Consider the following 18,021-nt stretch of genomic DNA (forward strand, 5'->3'; position numbering starts at 1 on the left):
TCGGAGTATTCATGCATAGTCTCATTTTTCCTCGCCTTCGGTACGTTTGGGTACCGCTGCTCCTTCTCTGCCTGGCAGTCATGCCGCTTCGTGCACAGGAACAGCCCCGGAATCTGATCGAGGAGCTGCAAGTTTTGCTTCCGGGAAATGGGACGAGCAGCGAAGTACCGGCGGACAATCTTTTTCTGCAGGAAGCGCAATCTCTTCCTCTCACTCCCGATGAACTACAGGCAGCGCAGAATCTGCTCGACAGCTTTTCCACGAAAATTGCGGAGACGCACTCAGTGCCCCTCATCTCACAGACTGCGATGATTGACGCGTTGGCTTCAACGATTGCGCGGCGTTTCAAAGAAGAAGTCACCACACAGGCGGTGAAGCATCTCAAAGAGCTGCTCAACGATCCTTCGCTGAAACCCCTGCTGGCCCTGCTCCCGGGTACAACGCGTTTCCTGAATACGATGGACGTTGGCAAGTACAGCTCGTTTCTCGTCTCCCTGCGTGATGCCATCGAGGCGGATCTGCGAAACATGCCGCAGAACCTCGGTCCCTGCCTCGAGATACTTCATGAAAGCGTACAGGATCCCGCATTGAAGCAGCGTATCGCCGCATTGCGAACGGTACAGGCATTCGTCGTTGCCCTGCGTGTTGAGCAGGATTATGACTACGCCCTTGATCAGCTGCTGCAGTCGGAGTGGCTTCCGCGCAGTGGCGAAGGCTTCGCGTCTGCAATGCGCATTATGGGAAGCAGCTGGAAACTGATTTCACATCAGGGTGAGTTGCTCAGTATCTCCAAGCTGTATACCTCCAATAATCCCAACGTCAACCTGTACTTCACTCTCAGCACCGTGGGGCTGTGGCTGGAGACAAATCGTACATCGCTGAAGACATTACATATCGGGGATGCGAATGAGGTGGGTACGACAATGTTCGACGCAATAAATGCAGGGGCGAAGGACATTGACCAGGCTCGGATGTTCGTTGCCAGGCTGCAGGGCATCGCGCAATCCATCGCTCGGGTCCAGGTCAGCATCAAGAATCTCACGATGACGCTAACCTCGCGGCAACTGACCACCGAGGATTACCTTCGCATCCTCCAACCACTCGCCGGTGTGGCAATACAATCCCTGGATATGGCGAGCACCTTCAAGGTGGAGCAGCAGGATATCATGGCAGCGGCCTCATCCATTGAGGATCTGACCGCGCTCGCAGCAAATGTGCAACAGGGAGAATACGGACTCGCCGTCGCGGAGGCGCTCATCCTTCTGCGTGACCGCATACCCGATGAGCAAGCGTATCAGAATGTGTATGAAGTCCTGACCTTCGCCGCCAACGCAGCTACCGCGGAAAATGCGGAGCAACTGGCCGATGCACTCGATGCCTTCTTCCTCCCTGCCGGTTCCTATCGCATCAAGCGTGAAGCGGAGCTGACCATCGCGGTGAATGCATATGCAGGACCCGCGTACTACGGCGAAGAGGGTGAGGATATGTCCTTCGGCTTCTTCTCACCCACCGGTGTGGAGATCAGTTCGGATTGTATTCGGAACTGGAGTGGTGGCGTATTTCAGTCCATCGGTGTTTTCGCTTCCGCCATAGACCTGGGTCCCGTCGTGAACTACCGGTTGCAGTACCCTGACGGAGATATCCCGGAGCTGAAGTTTTCAGACCTGCTCTCTCCGGGTGCCTCGCTCATGGTCGGGACACCCTGGTTTGTTTCGATTGGAGCAGGATACCGCTCAGCCCCTTACCTCGAACGCGTATCCGCGACGGAAACAGCACTCAAGCGCGTCCATAGACGGGAATGGAATATCATGCTCGCAGTGGATATCCCGCTGTTCAACTTTTATGTATCGCGCTAGCTTCGATTTGGATTATGCAGAAACTGCATACTCCCGGGACCGTCGACACTGATGTGGCTCTCAACCCCGTGCATCACCCGGCAAGTAATAACCCGTCACTTTGTAATATGCATCCGAAGTCTTCTTGCCCGGCCAGCCGTCGACTTTGAGGAAAATGCCGGGATAGGTGTTGAGCCAGGCCTGCAGGTCCTTCGCGCGCTGAAGGACAGTTGCATTGATGGGTTTGCGCTTCGCGAGGGATACGATGAGTGGAGCGTCCGTTGCTACGGGAGCGGGCTGATCCGGAAATTCGATGATGCCATTTTCCGCCATGCGGCGAAGCAGTACCGCGGCACCGCATTGCTTTGAAACGGCGGTGTCGGACCACCGGCCGTCGGCTACATACTTCCCGCTTTCGTAGTGATGCGAGAAACTCCAGAGATACGGGGAAAGGACATGAGGATGGTATTTCCTGTATCCCCAGCCGTTGTAGCGCTCGAGCTGATAGAGCATGCCGCCGAGACTCCAGTCGGTTGAAGGACCCAGGCGCTTGAAAGACATGGCGTCCGCTGCACTGTCTTCCCAGGTGAAAGGCGGATTCCCCTGCTTTGGCCTGCCCGCAGGGACGTGCGTCGTTCGCGCCGAAAGTGGATCACCGTTGTGGAGATGACCGGAGAATCGCTGTCCGGCTTCCATGTTGTGGATGACCGCGATGAAATACCACGGGACACCGGCACTGCCTGCGGCAGCTTCGTAGCGGGACCGGTTCGATTGCAGCTTCGTAACCAGCCGCTCGACTACTGCGGTCCGCGCCGAGCGGATGCTGCAGGAATTAAACAGTGCGACGTACTCATCGCGTAATGCTGATGTAAGTGTGATGCCTGCCATAACGCGTACTTCCTCCTTTTCGCTTGCTGCGTTCACATCGTTCCAAGGGAACTCGCCTGACTCGGATTCCGATCGGTAAACTGGCCGGCGTTGCAGTACGCTGGTACTGAAATGCCGAGATCAAGATTGTTCGGGGGCTTACGGGGACAACAATAGACAAACTTCGACAGGATGTCAAGCATGGTCGCAAATGCGTCAAAAAAACATTCCAGGCGATGCTGAATGCTGCGTTTTCCATCATGCGGCGGCTCCAATATGCAGAAACTGCACAATGCATCGGGCCCGGACTATTGACAACCTCGATTCCAACTATTACATTTCCGACATCTAGCCTCATCATTCTCTAAATAGCCCTCAAGGTGCGGTGCTACACCGCGTCCTGCGTAGGGTACATCTGCAACCATACCGCGTCCCGGAACGGTGACAGTACGGTTGTCATACTCTCCCAGTGCAGAGCGACCAAGATGACCATCCGAAGACTTGTTACAATATCCATACTTCTGCTTCTCCCACAGACGCTCATGCTGTCTCAGCAGAGGATCGTTGACAGTCTTCGCCAGCTGCCACAGGCGAAGGATGTGGAGCAACGAGCCGCTCAGCTGATATCCCTCAGCATCGCATACAGGGCGGTGAATTTCGCCCGGGCGGAGCAGCATGCGCGCGAAGCGGTGAAGCTGGCGGAACAGCTGCAGTCGCCCCGCGTTTCCGGACAGGCGCATGCAGCACTGGGCTGGGCCCTGGAGATCGTGCGCAACAATGAGGCCGCCACGGCGCAATTTGAAATGGCACGAACATTTGCCCGGAGAGCCGGTGACGGCAGCACCGATGCCTCAGCATTGCGCGGCCTCGGCAAAATCGCTTACTACCGTGGTGATATCGCCGCTGCAATGCAGATGTACAGGCAGGCCTACCGGCAGTTTCGTGGAGAGGGAAACCCTGAGGGCGTGGTCCATGCCATGGTGGGGATTGGCACAATCCACACCTACCGTGGCAAGTATGACTCGGCAGAGGTGATGTTCAATGAGGCACGCGCGTTGAGCCGGGATCTCGACGACCACAGCGCCATCGCACGCTGTCTCGTCAAACTGGGTGACGTGCAGCGGAGACAGAGCAGCTACCCGGGAGCAGAGAAGCACTTTCAGGAGGGACTCTCCCTTTACCGGGCGGAAGGTGATTCAGCGGGAATCGCGCTTACGCTTTCCATGCTCGGATCCATCAATCTCAACCAGGGGAATTTCGTGCGGGCACGAAACTTCTTCGAGCGCAGCAAACGTATCTACGTGCAAATCGGGGATGTATGCGGAAAGGGAATCCTGCTCACGTACATCGGTCATCTGCACAACATCCAGGGGCGCTATGACAGCGCGCTCGAATGCTACCGTCGCAGCCTGGCGATCAACGAATCGCAGGGCAGCACCTCCCTCATTGTCGGATCCCTCCTCAGCATCGGAAATATTCTGTATCAGCAGAGTCATTACTCACGCGCGCTCGAAGCGTTTCAGCGCGGTCTCTCCATGAGTGATAAGGTCAACAACAAAGGGTTGAGTGCCTCCGCTCTGATTCATATCGGACGCATCCAGATGGATATGGGGCGATATGAGGCCGCGAAGGACAAGTTCCATCTCGCCACGGCGCTGTTCGAGGAACTGGAAGACGACGGTGCTGTCGCGGTCGGACTCTATCACTACGCCGATGTCTTGACCAAAGAGGGGAAGCAGGATGAGGCGTTGGAATACTATACCCGGGCGCTGCGCGCGTTCCAGGAAAGTAACGACAGACAGTATGTCGCCACCACGTACCACAGGATCGGCATGATACAGGCGAACAGGGGCGAGGTCACGGCTGCACTGACCTCACTCAACAAGAGCCTGCGCATTCGTGAGGCGCTGCAGGAACAATCGGGCATCGCCGAGGTGCTTACGGATCTCGGGGAAATACAGGCATCCATGGGACGCTTTGATGCTGCGGTTGCACTGGCGGAACGTGCCTATCGCATTGCCGAAGGCATCGGCGCCATCGCCCAGATGAAGGATGCCTCGAAAACACTGAGCACCGCATTCGCGGCAAAGAAAGACTTTTCAAACGCCTACCAGTACCAGCTGAAATATCAGGCGCACAAGGATTCCGTGCTGAATGTGGAGAACATGAGGTCCATCAATGAGATGACAGCCCGGTATGAGGACGAAAAGAAAGAACAGAAAATTGCCCTGCTCGAGAAGGATCAGTTGCTGCAGTCCTCCCTCCTCGAGAAAGAAACGATCACGAGGAACGTCTTCGTCGTCGGCGTCGTCGTACTGCTGCTGCTGTCGGGACTGCTGCTGCACCGCTACCTGTATCGCAAACGCACCAGCGAACAGCTCAGCAGCACGCTCGCTCAACTGAAACAGACGCAGGCCCAGCTCATTCATGCGGAGAAAATGGTGACGCTGGGCGAGATGACAGCGGGACTCGCACATGAGATCAAGAACCCGTTGAATTTCGTGACCAATTTCTCGGAGGTCGCCGGAGAGATGCTCACCGAACTCGACAATGCAGATGGAACGGCGCGGATGGCGATAAGCAGGGAACTGCGTGGCAACCTGGAGAAGATTCGCGAGCACGGACGCAGGGCGGATACCATCATACAGGGCATGATGCTGCACGCACGCGGCACCGCCGGTGACTGGACACATACGGATATGAACGAAGTGGTCGAATCCGCGGTACAGCTCGCGTACCACGGCATGCGCGCAACCCACCCATCCTTCGATTGTGAAATCATCCGGGATTATCATCCCTCCCCGCTCAACGCCAGAATTGTGTCACAGGAAATCAGCCGCGTCGTACTGAACCTGCTGAACAATGCGATGTACGCCCTGCAGAAAACCTATCCCCCACTTCATGAGGGAAATGGACATCCCGGTGTCGAAGAAGAATCCCGTTGCATCTGGATCACAACGGTGCGCAGGGGTGCGGACGTAGAAATTCGTATCCGCGACAACGGCCCAGGAATTCCTGAGACCATAAGCCAGAAAATTTTCGAACCTTTCTTCACCACCAAGCCCACCGGCGAAGGAACGGGTCTCGGACTCTCAATGAGCTACGACATTATCGTCAACGGTCATGGCGGAAGCATTCACTGCGAGAACACCGCTGAAGGTGCGGAATTCACTATCACACTGCCGGCAAATACTGCCGCCTGAGCCCACACCACCCTTTCCCTTTGGAATCTGATCAATATGCGACGCCTGCTAGAGGTCGTCAGGCGCATTGATTTTGATGACTTTGCCGATAATCTGCGACTTGTGGATGGGACCATCATACCGGCTGTCGACGGCTTCGGCCGTATTGTCGCCGATGACGAAATACTCATCATCTTTCAGCTTCACGGTCAACGTCATACTGCTGTCCCTGCTGATACCGATGATCTCTGTGGGCTGTCCGTCAGCGTAAATGGTGTCGCCGCGCAGTGTGATCATTTCATTCGGAAGTCCGGCCACCCTGAATACGAACGTCCATTTCGGATTCACGTTTGGACGATAACAGATAATGTCTTTCCGCTCAACGGCGGCATTCTCATACACCGCTTCATCAACGATAACGGTGGCGCCTTCGGGAATGGTAGGCTCCATTGATGCTGACGACATCGTATAGCGCCGCTCCGAACAGCCGCTCACCATGAAACCGATTCCGATGAGAATCAGCATGCCGGCTCGGATGGATGTTGAGAAGAATGCAGTCTGCCAGACAGCCCGCATTGGGACGGACACCTTTCTCATCACAGTACCTCAATCGCTGTGTTACCGTGGGATAAATCGCTGAAATATACTCAACTCTGTAAAAAAAATTGCGCCCCTGTCCACTGGAGAAATGGACAGGGGCGCAGTACATATGCGCGTGATGGACTGATTATTTCATCAGTACCATGCGACGCTGAAGCTGTACGTCACCGGACTGCAGCGTGCACATGTAGGTGCCGCTTGGGAGTCCCGTGGCGTTGAAAACGACTTCGTGCGTTCCCGCATAGTGCATGCCTTCAGCGAGCACAGCGACCTGGCGTCCGAACAGATCATGGACGACAACACGCGCTGCAGCCGCCTCCGGAAGCGTGTAGCGGATGACGGTCGTGGGATTGAAGGGGTTGGGGTAGTTCTGCGACAGCGTGATCTGTTCAGGGATTGCCTCCTCGCGATCAGACTTCGGGAACCACGGGTGTGCAATGGCGAAGGGACCATTGAAATTGGTAAGTCCACTCGCCTCGACATAGTTCTCGTAGGGATTGGAACTGCCACCGAGGCTTGTCCAGAAGTTGAGCGGACGCTGCCATACGGTGAGTGCGGACGGCTTCGTGATGAGCCCGGCCGCTTCGGTGTCAGTGTAGTACAGTCGCACATCCACGTTCGAGCCGCTCGATCCACTGCTCATGGTGAAATAACGGTTGACATAGCGGATGCGTGTCAGTCCCTGGGGCACGCTGCACGAATACATGTTGACCGTGAAGCTGCTGATGGGACCAGCGTTGCTCTTCACCTCAGCGATCTTCTGACCGCTGCTGTTGAGGAAGGGCGTCCAGCTCGTACCCACCGAGCGCGTCACCGTGACGGTGCCGATCGGCTGAATCTCGATGCTGACCGTGATGGTGTAGGGCGAATTGAACGCCGGAACATTCGTGGCACTGTTCCAGCCGATAAGGGTAATCATGCGAGTTACCGTTCCCGTGGGAAGGAAACGCGGATCGACCGCGAAGACGAGTTCGTCGCCTTCATAACCGCTGGCGTTCACGAGCGTAATTTCGCCGGCTGTCGTGCTGGCGGTCCACTGCAGCTTTCCGCCCGCAAAGTTGCCACCGCTGTTCTCGATGAGGATGCTCTTCGTCACTACCGTGGGACGCTTGCAGGCGCCGGATACGACGACGAAGGATGCGGCGGGATCGAACTCAACGCGCGGCACCACCTCGAATACGGAGGTGCACTGTGAGCTGTTGCCGTTGCCGTCATCCACGGTGTAGGTGACTGTCGTTTTCCCGACACCAACAATGGAGCTGGGGGCGGGACTCTGTGAGAGAATCAACGCCGCTGACGGGGTACAGTTATCCGTTGCCACGATCTGTCCGCGCATATCCGGCAGGACAGCTTCGTTGTTGGCGTCGCCTTCGACGGATTGGTTTGAGGCGCAGGTGATGATTTTCGGAGCCTCACGATCTTCCACGGTCACCATCTGCGTGTCCGTTGTCTGGTTGCCTGAGCCATCGGTCACCGTCCACGTCACCGTCGTCACGCCCTTGGGATACACCGAAGGACCATTGTTGGTCACGGAAATGCCCTTGGGACAGTTGTCACCATAAAGCGGCTTGCCGAGGTTGAACGAGGACGCGCTGGTGGAGCACAGCCCCGGATCGGTTGCGACAACGACATCGGGCGGTGCGGTGATAGTAGGCGGTTCGATATCGATCACGGTCACGATCTGCGTGGCGGTGGACTTGTTGCCTCCACCGTCTGTCGCCGTCCATGTCACGGTGGTGTTGCCCAGTGGATACACCGGTGGAGCGTTGTTGCTCACAACGACGCTTGCAGGACAGTCGTCCGTTGTAATTGGTGTCCCGAGATTCACCAGCGACGCATCGATCTCACACACGCCCGGGGATGCAGGCACGGTAATATCAAGCGGCGCCGTGATGGTCGGGGGCACGACGTCCACGATTTCCACGATCTGCTGCGCGGTCGCCTGGTTGCCCGATCCGTCCGTCGCCGTCCATGTCACCGTCGTGATGCCATTCGGGAATATCGCCGGAGCGTCGTTTCCGTATATGAGTCCAACAGGACAGTTATCCGACACCACCGGGGTTCCGAGGTTAACGTTCAAGGCACTGCGTTCACAGACGCCAGGATCGTTGGGATACTTCACGTTGGCAGGAGCGGTGATCTTCGGCGCTTCGATATCCGTCACAATGACGATCTGAATGTTCGTACCCTTGTTCCCTGCCCCATCGGTAGCCGTCCACGTCACCACCGTAACTCCCAGCGGGAAGGATGCCGGTGCGTCGTTTGTTACGGTGACGCTGAGCGGACAATCGTCCGTCGTGCTCGGTGTCCCAAGGTTCGCCTGTGCCAGGGGAACCGAACAGGTTCCCGGCAGCGTGTTCAGGGTAGTGAGAGGATTAGGGGTAATGGTAGGTGCCACGACATCCTGAATCGTCACGGTCTGCGTTGCACTGGCCTGGTTGTTGTTTCCATCCGTCACTGTCCACGTCACCGTGGTCACACCATTCGGGAAGACCAGCGGCGCATCGTTTGTGACAACGTAGTTGGGGCAATTGTCCGCCACCGTCGGCGTACCGAGCACGACATTGGCAGCATTACGCTCGCACACGCCAGGGTCATTCGGGTAGGTAACCGCAGCCGGAGCGGTGATCGTCGGATGTGTGGTATCGGTCACGCATATCGATGAGACTGCCGCCTGCACGGCGTTGTATGCGTTGATGCGTCCGTATCCGAGTTCGTTCGACCAGGTGCCGTTCGGCTGTCCGGCAACGTTGGCGGTGTAGGTGTACCCCCCGACTTTCTCTGTCGTTGTTTCAAGAATCTGCCGGGCCTGCGTATGGCTGAGCAGCGGATTGACCGAGTAAATGAGCGCCATGACACCGGCGGCATTCGGACAGGCACTCGACGTGCCGTTAAACGTCGCATAGTAGTCGCCGCTGTTGTAGCCGGCGGCGCCACTGATATCCGTCGTGTAGATCTTCACGCCCGGTGCAGCGATATCGAGATTTGTGCCATAGTCACTTCCCCACCAGGTTTCACCGTCGCAGGAGGTCGGCGATTTGCGTTCCTCGCACATGCTCATGGCGGCCACCGCGATGGTGGAATTGTAATTCGCGGGATAACTCACCGTACCGTTGCCGTTGCCGGCGGAGAAGAGAACGGAAGCACCGAGCCCGCCGCGTCCCTGCGTAATCGCGTTGTCGATCGCGGTATTGATCAGGGATGATGGACTGCCACCTCCCCAGGAATTACTCAGGACGTCCGCCCCCGCATTGTTCCACGCCCAGTTGATGGCGGTGGCGATCCAGGAATTCGAGGTCACCCATTGGCCGCTGCCGTTGTCGTACGCGATACGGATCGGAATAATCTTACAGTTGTACGCAACACCGGCGATGCCGGTATTGTTGTTGCCTACGGCTGCGACGATGCCGGCACAGGCAGTACCGTGTGCGTCATCGTTTGAAGGACCACCGCCACTCCCGTTTCCGGTTGCGTCATAGCCTGAAAGCATATTCGCAGCCAGATCGGGATGCGTAAGGTCTGTGCCTTCATCAAGGATGGCCACTTTCACATTGGGTGATCCTGTGGAGATCGACCACGCGTTGAACACCTCCATGTCGGCTCCTGCCGTACCGTTGTACTGGATGGCGGAGCCGGTATTGTTCAGCGCCCACTGGTACGCAAGGTAGGTGTCATTTGTGTTCATACGCTTGAGCAGCATGAGGAAGTCCGGTTCGGCATACGTAAAACGACCGCTTTCCTCGAACAGCCGGGAGAGTTCGAAGGCATTGCCGTCAGCGTTTTTATCCGCACTCAGGACGTACACCTTCGGATCGAAGGAATAATTCTCAACCACGGTTGCGCCATGTTCCCGTGCCATGCTCTCGAGCATGTCACGATCTGCCTCACTGCGGAGTTTCACATGGAAGCGATCCTGCACGCCCATGAGCGTGCCGTCCTCATACGCGAGGAAAGGATTCGCATAGCGCACTTCCGGCATCGCGTTCAGGCGCGCCAGAAGTTCGACGACTTCCTGTTCGGAGATGCCTTTGCGCAGTTTGACCTGCACGACACGTGGGGACGGAAGGAACTCATTTCCCGTCAGAGGCGCGATCGCATTGTCGAGCTGCAGCATGTCCCTCTGCTGCTCCATGGGAATTTCCTCACGAAACTGGATGAGGACATAGGCGGTGGAAAGCACGAACTGTGAGCGTCCGGCCTCCGTATCGAGCACCAGCCGCTGTGAACTGAAGCGCTCAAGATCAAACGGCGCAGCACCCTGTGCAAACGCAGCTGGCGCGAGTCCAGCCGATGCGCAGAGCAACAGCGCCATCGACAACATATATTGTATCAGGGAACGTCTCATGGATTCTCCTTCTATCATTGATATACCTCAGGCAAGTCGGGCGGGGTTATTCACCACGGCGTGGCGCAGGGCTGCGGATTTCTCCGGCGCTCATTTTCAAACGCGGCACCCTCTCCGAAACATGAATTGAATTGACGTAGGGGAATTATACGACAATCGGGACAGAAATAAAATCGTTGTTTTCTTTTTTTGTTTCGCCTCCGCACATGGATACGACAGGATCGTCACTGTTGATTGCCAGCTTCCACCGTCCTACATTACCTATCATTCTGTCTATGTAATTGAGGCGTTACTCCCAGGGCAGTGTAGAACTGTGGCCCGGGATGCCGCCTCGCATTCGTGCCGGACGCATGCACGCACGTTGCGGTGTATCGGCGAAGTACAACACGCTCCCAAGCCCTCTACAGGAGTCCATGGTTTACAGGAATCTCTTGCTCTTGCTTTGCAGTGCCTTTGTTCTGACCACTCCTGCAAGTGCTCAGCAGAGCCGTATTGACAGCTTGCATCTGAGGCTTCGAAGTGTGAATCAGGGGGACGCACGGCTGCATGTGTTGATTGCGCTCTGCAATGCGTACAGGACGCAGCAGCTGCAGACATCCGAGGAGTTTGGCGAGCGCGCAGTCGCCCTTGCGGAAAAATCACAATCCGCTTCCCTGCACGCAGCCGCATATGCAGCACTCGGGTGGACCCTGGAGGCGAGGCGGCGGAATATGCGGGCGGAAAAATGTTTCAATACTGCGCGTGACAATGCCGAGAATGCAAATGAGAAACGCCTCATTGCATCGGCGCTCAGGGGACTCGGGAACGTGGCGCTCAATATGAGCAAGGCCGATGACGCCATGCGGAAATTCAAAGCTGCGCTGCAACTGTTCGAGCAAAGCGGCGATTTCGCCGGTACCGCACGAACATTGATGAATATCGGCATAGTCCATCGTTCAAGGGGGAAGTATGACGATGCGCTCGCAGTATATGAACGTGCCCGCGACCTGGGGCACAGGTATCACGATACCTCCATCAAGGCCCGTGCACTCATCGAACTCGGCAACATATACCGGCGACAGGGGGAGTATGAAACCGCGCTGACAGATTTGCGAGATGGGCTGCAGATGTTCGAAGACCTCGGGGACTATACAGGAATTGCCGATACACGCATCATGCTCGGCTCGATCGACCTTAACAGAGGTGAGATTACGCCGGCCATGGATTCCTTTCAGCAATCTCTTGAACTCTACCGGGATATTGGAGACGCGTCAGCTGTTGCCAATGCTCTCACCTACATAGGCCACCTTCACAATATCCAGGGCCGCTACAACGAGGCATTGAAAATCTATCGTCGTGGGCTCGCACTCAACGACTCACTCGGCAATAAAGTCCAGGTTGTCGGTTCACTCCTGAGTATTGGCAATATCCTGTTCCAGCAGAGCAGCTACACGCAGGCGCTGCAGGCGTTTCAACGTGGCCTTAAATACAGTGAAGAGGTTGGCGCGAAGGGCTTACAGGCGTCCGCCCTTATCCATATCGGACGCATTGAAATGGATCTGGACCGGTATTCGAAGGCACTGGAAAAATTTCGACGCAGCACGGAGCTGTTTATGGAGCTCGGGGACCAGGGCGCCGCCGCTGTGAGCCGTTATCACATCGCCGACGTATACATGCGCCAGGGGAAAAACATGACAGCCCTGAAGCAGTACAAACTTGCATTGCGCACACTGGAGAAAGACGGTGATCGACAATATCTCGCTGTCACGCTCCATCGAATCGGGAAAATTCGTTTGTTGCAGGGGGATTACACCCTGGCACTCACATCATTGAACCGCAGCCTCGTGATAAGGGAGGAGCTGCAGGAACGTGCAGGAATCGCTGAAGTGTTGACGGACCTTGGGATCATCAACGAGAAACTGGGCCGCACAGATTCCGCGATAGCACTGGTGCTGCGAGCATATACCATCTCAGGAGATATCGGCGAAATCACGCGGCAGCGCGAAGCCGCAAAAACGTTGAGTGATATTTATAAGAAAGTGAAAGATTACGAAAAGGCGTACAAGTATCAGTCCGCCTTTATCACGTTCAACGATTCGCTGATGAACGTACAGAATATCAAATCCATCAGCGAGATGTCTGCGAAATATGAATCCGAAAGTCGCGACCAGAGAATTGCCCTCCTGGAAAAGGACAAAACACTGCAGGATCTTCAACTGGGGCGAGAAACCATCACACGAAACGTCTCCATCGCCGGAGTCATTGTCCTTCTGCTCGTCTCTGGCCTGTTGTTCCACCGCTATCTCTATAGAAGGCGGGCGAGCGTTAAGCTGACCAAGACTCTCGTGCAGCTTCGTCAGACACAGGCGCAGCTCATCCATGTCGAAAAGATGGTAACGCTCGGTGAGATGACCGCAGGACTTGCACACGAGATCAAAAACCCGCTGAACTTTGTAACGAACTTCTCGGATTCTGCAGTGGAGCTGATCGATGACCTGGAAAGTCTGCCGGGCAGCGATACTCGCATGCATATCACCGGGGAGATCCGTGAGGCTCTGAATAAGATTCGCGAGCACGGGAAGCGTGCAAACAATATCGTACAGGGCATGATGCTTCATGCACGCACCGGTACGGGAGACTGGGTTCAGATCGATATCAACACCCTGGTGGAAGAAGCCGTGCGCTTCGCGTACCACGGTATGCAGGTAAATCATCCCGAATTCGATGTCCACTTTGAACGCAGTTTTCATGAAGGTCCCATCGAGGCGAAAGTCGTACCACAGGATCTCAGCCGTGTCATGCTCAATCTTCTCAACAATGCCATGGACGCCGTTCGTGAAGCGCCGCAGTTCGCACATATCATGGACCGGGATGGTGACGATACTCGCCCTGCCGAACATCCACATCTGAGAGAGCGTCTCCCCACCGTTTGGGTAAGCACAGCCATCCAAGGGGACAAGATACTGATACGAGTCCGTGACAACGGTCCCGGTGTCCCCGAAGGCATCAAAAGCAAGATCTTCCAGCCGTTTTTCAGTACCAAGGAATCGAGCGAGAGAACCGGTCTCGGGCTCTCCATCAGCTACGATATTATTGTTGCGGGACATGGTGGAAGTATCGACTGCAACAGCAGCGACGAGGGTACGGAATTCGTCATCACCCTACCGGCATAACCTCGCACATCAGGAAATATGCAGTTTCTGCATATTTTTTCGACTCCGAGCAATCAGTATCCCCGCAACCGCTCTGCCGAGGTGGACTTCTGCTTTGCTTTCTTCAGATCCCATTCCCGTACACTGATAAAACAAGCGGAGAGGCTTGTCCAATATACATGGGACTCCGCAAAAGCCGATGCGTATCCGATCATTGGAAGGAAAACGACATCCCTGGGCCCGGTCCGATCAAAAGCGCCAGGCCAATCATGTCCATCGCAAAGCCAATTGGTGTCAGCACCACCCTCCACCAGACAGGGAAGTGCAAGCGCTGAACGGCCGCAATCTCGACGGTATCGACGACGCTGATCCCTTCCGGAGTTTGCAGTCGCAATCCGTAAAACTCTCCCCCGGGAGGTCTCTCACCCTGACGATGCCAGACGGCTGGTACAAACGTGCCCTGATCACGGGTCAGGAGACTGTCCCCACTCTTCCAGAGTCCCGCCCCGAAATATGCACCGTCCAGACGCGTACTGTCCTTCAGTACGCACTGCACGGTCTCCCCGCTCCGCAGGTACCGCCAGGTCTCTGAGGGAGCAAAGGACTGCGTCCCTTCATTGTTATGATCCAGCCAGCTTCCCCCCGAATATCCAAGAAAGGTAAAGCATCCCTGAAGGGTGAGGACAGGCACCAGCGATAACAGCAGCAGATACCTTGCGGATTTACCAGTCAGTAGCTTCACGTATCCTCCGTTCTCGGTGACTTTGCCGCAAAAATAGGGATAAGCGGAGATAGATGTATCATATGGAACTTGAGAGATGCTATGAACGGATGGCTCATTCGTTGACGATCATCCTGTGCCTTCCGACGGCGGTATGCTCGAGTACGAATTGCAGGGAGTATTCCTCCAGCACTGCCGACTCGCCTGTTGAAGCATCCCATTCCCAGCTCGGTGAGGCAGCATTGAGTCCCATACCGATGTCCAGAAGCAGACCAGGTCCAACGGTGAGCAGCATATTCTGCATAAGATCTCCATCGCTTGCGCTGGTGGCGAGGGTGAGTGCAAGGAGTCCGCCACCCCCGAGCAGCAGTGTTCCCCACGGCGCCGTGGAGATATTGCCATAGTAACTAACATGGGAGAGATCGGTTAATGAGACAATGGAAATCTCGTTCGGCTGTCCGACAAGGGTGTCTGGCGATTCTTCAACGAGTACCGTGACATTTTCTTCGGAAATCTCCAGAAGGCGCCCCTCAAATTCCCTTCCGTCACTGAGAGAAAACTCCAGTTGCGGAACCAGCTCTCGCACTGAGGCATATCCGTACTTGCGTTTCCAGTCCACATCTGATGGGACATCCTCCATGAGGCGATATTCCAGCGCAGCGGCGTCGTGTGGGACTGCAGGCGAGTATATCTCAGGATCCGAAGCCGATGCGAGCCCGGCAATCAGTCCTGCAATAGTCCCCAATCCCGCAACCATGATAAACGCAATCCCTCCACCCAATCCGCCCGTCGAGCCAGCGGCAATTATCCCAAGCAATCCCGAGCCAAGAGTAACTGGTAAAAAAGTACCGAAGACCGTTGATCCTTCGTCGAACGTGAGCGCTCGTACGGAGTCCATCCCGATTCTCACCGTGTCGACAAGGCGTGTTTTATTCCATTCCCCCACATAGCGCGCCTCGACAGTGGTCAGCATCCCATCCCCGTAACCAGCAATGTCGACCTCCTTCTCCTTCCCAGACGAGAACTCCACTGTCACGTCATCCACCTGGGAAAACGCATTCCCCGCACACAGCAGAAGAACGCTCAGTATCGCCACCACTCTTATTCGCGTCATTTCCAATGATCCCGTCTGTGTTACATGCAGCTGGAATCTACACGCCATGGCGGGGACGAATGTCACGGGGATGTCAAAAGAAGCGGGCGCTCCACAAAAACAGCCCGGGAAATTATGCAGAAAGTGCATATTTCCCGGGCTGGAGGGGTGGTTGTGCTATTGTGACGGGTTGTGGGACCCGAATGAAAAGTCTATTTACTCAGGATGATATTCCTCGCGCTGTGGACGGTGGGACCGGTGAGGATCACGGTGTAGCTGCCGCTGGGGAGCGCGAGGCCGTTGCTGTCTTTTCCGTCGAAGAGGATGCTGTGCGTGCCGGGTGCGAGATGGGAGAGGTCGATCACGCGCACGAGGCGGCCGAGCATGTCGTAGATCCGCAGCTGCAATGCACTCCCCGCCTCGCGGTCGGTGATGCGAATGAGTATCTGCGTCTGCGGGTTGAAGGGATTGGGATAGTTACCGAGGATGCAGGTTGTCGCAGGCAGCGCTGTGCTGGATGCGCTTTCCTCCACACCGGTGAGAACAGTGGTATAGTCGGCGATGTAAGCGGTGTAGCGGCAGCGGATGCCGGAAGCGAGACTGATGGCGACGAGGCTGTCTTTGAGGGACTGGCGCTCGCCGTGCACAACGATCTCCCGCTCCATGCCGTCGATGGTGAGCTTGGCCCAGAGCAGTCCGGCGATGGAATGGAGTCCGGTCGTGTCCCCGCTGAAGTCCAGGTTGAAGGTGTATTCCTCATGTCCCCCTGCGCCTTCACCGAACAGTGTCATGTTGCTGCTGCCGGGATTCCGGTAGCGTCCGGCAGTGAGCGTGTGGAGTCCGGCAAACAGCGGGGGCACGGGATCGGGCCGCAGGCTGTGAACATCCACCTCGGGGTATTCGAGCCGCACTTCGCGCATGACGGGACGCACGACGGAGTGCAGGGTCCGCACCATGGCCGCCGCAGCCACGGTGCCCACATCAAAGAAGCGCGCGAACCCTGCATTTTGCTCCGCAATCATTTCCAGCCGCGCACGGTCGGCCGACGCGCCCATGCCCAGCATGACCAGCGATGCATTATGTGTATTGTAGCCCGTGATTTCGTCAGGATCGCCGGGTGATCGTCCGGTACTCATGGTGATGATGATGTTCTGCAGGTTGTCGTCCGGCACGAGCGACAGTGCGATCATCAGCGCGGTTCCCAGCGCAGTGCCGCCTGAAGCGGGATGATTATCCAGCCACTCCCCGGCCGCAATGATGTTCTCTTCGGTGGCTGGAGCAAATCCGTTATGCAGCGGTTCCACCTGGTGATTGAAGGCGACGATCTCAAAGCTGTCTCCTTCGTCCAGCAGCTGCAGGGCGGATTTCACCGCACTGCGCATTTGTTCGAGGGGATAGCCGTACATGTTCGAAGAACGGTCGACGCAGAAAATCACGCGTTTGGGGAGGCTGACGGTGGCGGCTTCGGTGTCGGCGGGACGAATAATAGTCGCGTAGTAGCCATCCTCCCCCGCAGCCTTGGAGGAAAAGAAATCCACGGTGAGAGAGTCGTCGTCAGCCGTCCATCGGAATTCCATATCACGGGCGATGTAGCTTTTCGACGCGCGGCTGCGGAGCGTCAGTGACTGCTCACTCCGCTCCAGCTCCGTTACATCCCCATCCACATCCATCCGATAATCCTCCAGCGCAGTGTTGCCGTCGAGATGGATGGTGAATTCCACCACGTCCACCGGCCACTGCACGAGATCCGAGGTCGCGAGGGGATACGTGTACACGGCTTCGCCGGAATGGTAATCGCAGACGTTGATGTAATGCAGCTCGATGCGTTGCACCGTCCAGGGCTCGATACCCTTGAGTTCGATTTTGAGTCCATCCTCCCCCACGTAATGATTGACGATGGCCGGAATGCCACCTTCGCCGGTGCCGGGAATGGTGGATTGAAACTGCTCCTTCAACACGGCCTGGAACAGTGTGTCGTGCCGCCAGTAAAGGAATTTCGTCGCGCGTGCATCCGCAGGCAGCGGGAAAGCCCACACGGCGTCCGTTGTCTGTGACCATGCGTTTGTGAATTCCTGGTATACCACGGTTTCGGCCACGAGTCCGGTGATATTCACTTCCACCCGTGTCATGCGGTTGCGCAGCAGCTGGCCGGGATAGTTCTTATTGTTGCTGACCAGGATGCCATTGGCCAGCGCCGTGCCCTGCAGGAGCAGGAGGAGTGCGATACATTTCCATAGCTGTTTCATT

At 56.3% G+C, this 18,021-nt stretch carries 9 protein-coding genes; 3 read left to right on the forward strand and 6 right to left on the reverse strand.

Annotation, left to right across the window (positions count from 1 at the left end; all coding sequences use genetic code 11):
- The first annotated feature begins 11 nt into the window (after positions 1-11).
- Positions 12-1,856: a hypothetical protein gene (locus tag KQI65_15750; protein ID MCB2206197.1), complete on the forward strand. Its 1,845-nt coding sequence runs from the start codon at positions 12-14 to the stop codon at positions 1,854-1,856.
- 60 nt (positions 1,857-1,916) lie between these two features.
- Here the strand turns inward: KQI65_15750 and KQI65_15755 are convergent, their stop codons facing one another.
- Entirely contained in the window at positions 1,917-2,723 is an 807-nt protein-coding gene (locus tag KQI65_15755; protein ID MCB2206198.1) for a hypothetical protein, read from the reverse strand.
- 464 nt (positions 2,724-3,187) lie between these two features.
- Between KQI65_15755 and KQI65_15760 the strand changes: the two genes are divergently transcribed.
- Positions 3,188-5,905, forward strand: a complete 2,718-nt coding sequence (locus tag KQI65_15760; protein ID MCB2206199.1) for a tetratricopeptide repeat protein — start codon at positions 3,188-3,190, stop codon at positions 5,903-5,905.
- Between the two features lie 48 nt (positions 5,906-5,953).
- Here the strand turns inward: KQI65_15760 and lepB are convergent, their stop codons facing one another.
- Together lepB and KQI65_15770 are read right to left on the reverse strand one after the other, a co-directional pair.
- Positions 5,954-6,409, reverse strand: coding sequence for a signal peptidase I (gene lepB / locus KQI65_15765; GenBank protein ID MCB2206200.1), 456 nt, complete (start codon positions 6,407-6,409; stop codon positions 5,954-5,956).
- Between the two features lie 202 nt (positions 6,410-6,611).
- Positions 6,612-10,829 carry a S8 family serine peptidase gene (locus KQI65_15770; protein MCB2206201.1) on the reverse strand — a complete coding sequence of 1,406 codons (4,218 nt, stop codon included), beginning with the start codon at positions 10,827-10,829 and terminating at the stop codon, positions 6,612-6,614.
- Between the two features lie 521 nt (positions 10,830-11,350).
- Here KQI65_15770 and KQI65_15775 point away from each other — a divergent pair.
- Positions 11,351-13,981, forward strand: a complete 2,631-nt coding sequence (locus tag KQI65_15775; GenBank protein MCB2206202.1) for a tetratricopeptide repeat protein — start codon at positions 11,351-11,353, stop codon at positions 13,979-13,981.
- A gap of 190 nt (positions 13,982-14,171) precedes the next feature.
- Here KQI65_15775 and KQI65_15780 read toward each other — a convergent pair whose 3' ends face one another.
- The 3 genes from KQI65_15780 to KQI65_15790 all read right to left on the reverse strand — a co-directional run bounded on the left by KQI65_15780 (position 14,172) and on the right by KQI65_15790 (position 18,020).
- A complete protein-coding gene (locus KQI65_15780; GenBank protein MCB2206203.1) occupies positions 14,172-14,702 on the reverse strand; it encodes a hypothetical protein in 531 nt (176 codons plus the stop codon).
- A 94-nt stretch (positions 14,703-14,796) separates the two neighbouring features.
- Complete coding sequence (locus tag KQI65_15785; protein MCB2206204.1) at positions 14,797-15,795, reverse strand: hypothetical protein; 999 nt, start codon at positions 15,793-15,795, stop codon at positions 14,797-14,799.
- Positions 15,796-15,986: 191 nt separating this feature from the next.
- Positions 15,987-18,020 (reverse strand): VWA domain-containing protein, encoded by a 2,034-nt coding sequence (locus KQI65_15790; protein MCB2206205.1) that lies wholly within the window; start codon positions 18,018-18,020, stop codon positions 15,987-15,989.
- Between the last annotated feature and the right edge of the window lies 1 nt (position 18,021).

The organism is bacterium (assembly GCA_020444325.1).
Classification (GTDB): Bacteria; Bacteroidota; Ignavibacteria; order SZUA-365; family SZUA-365; genus BM516.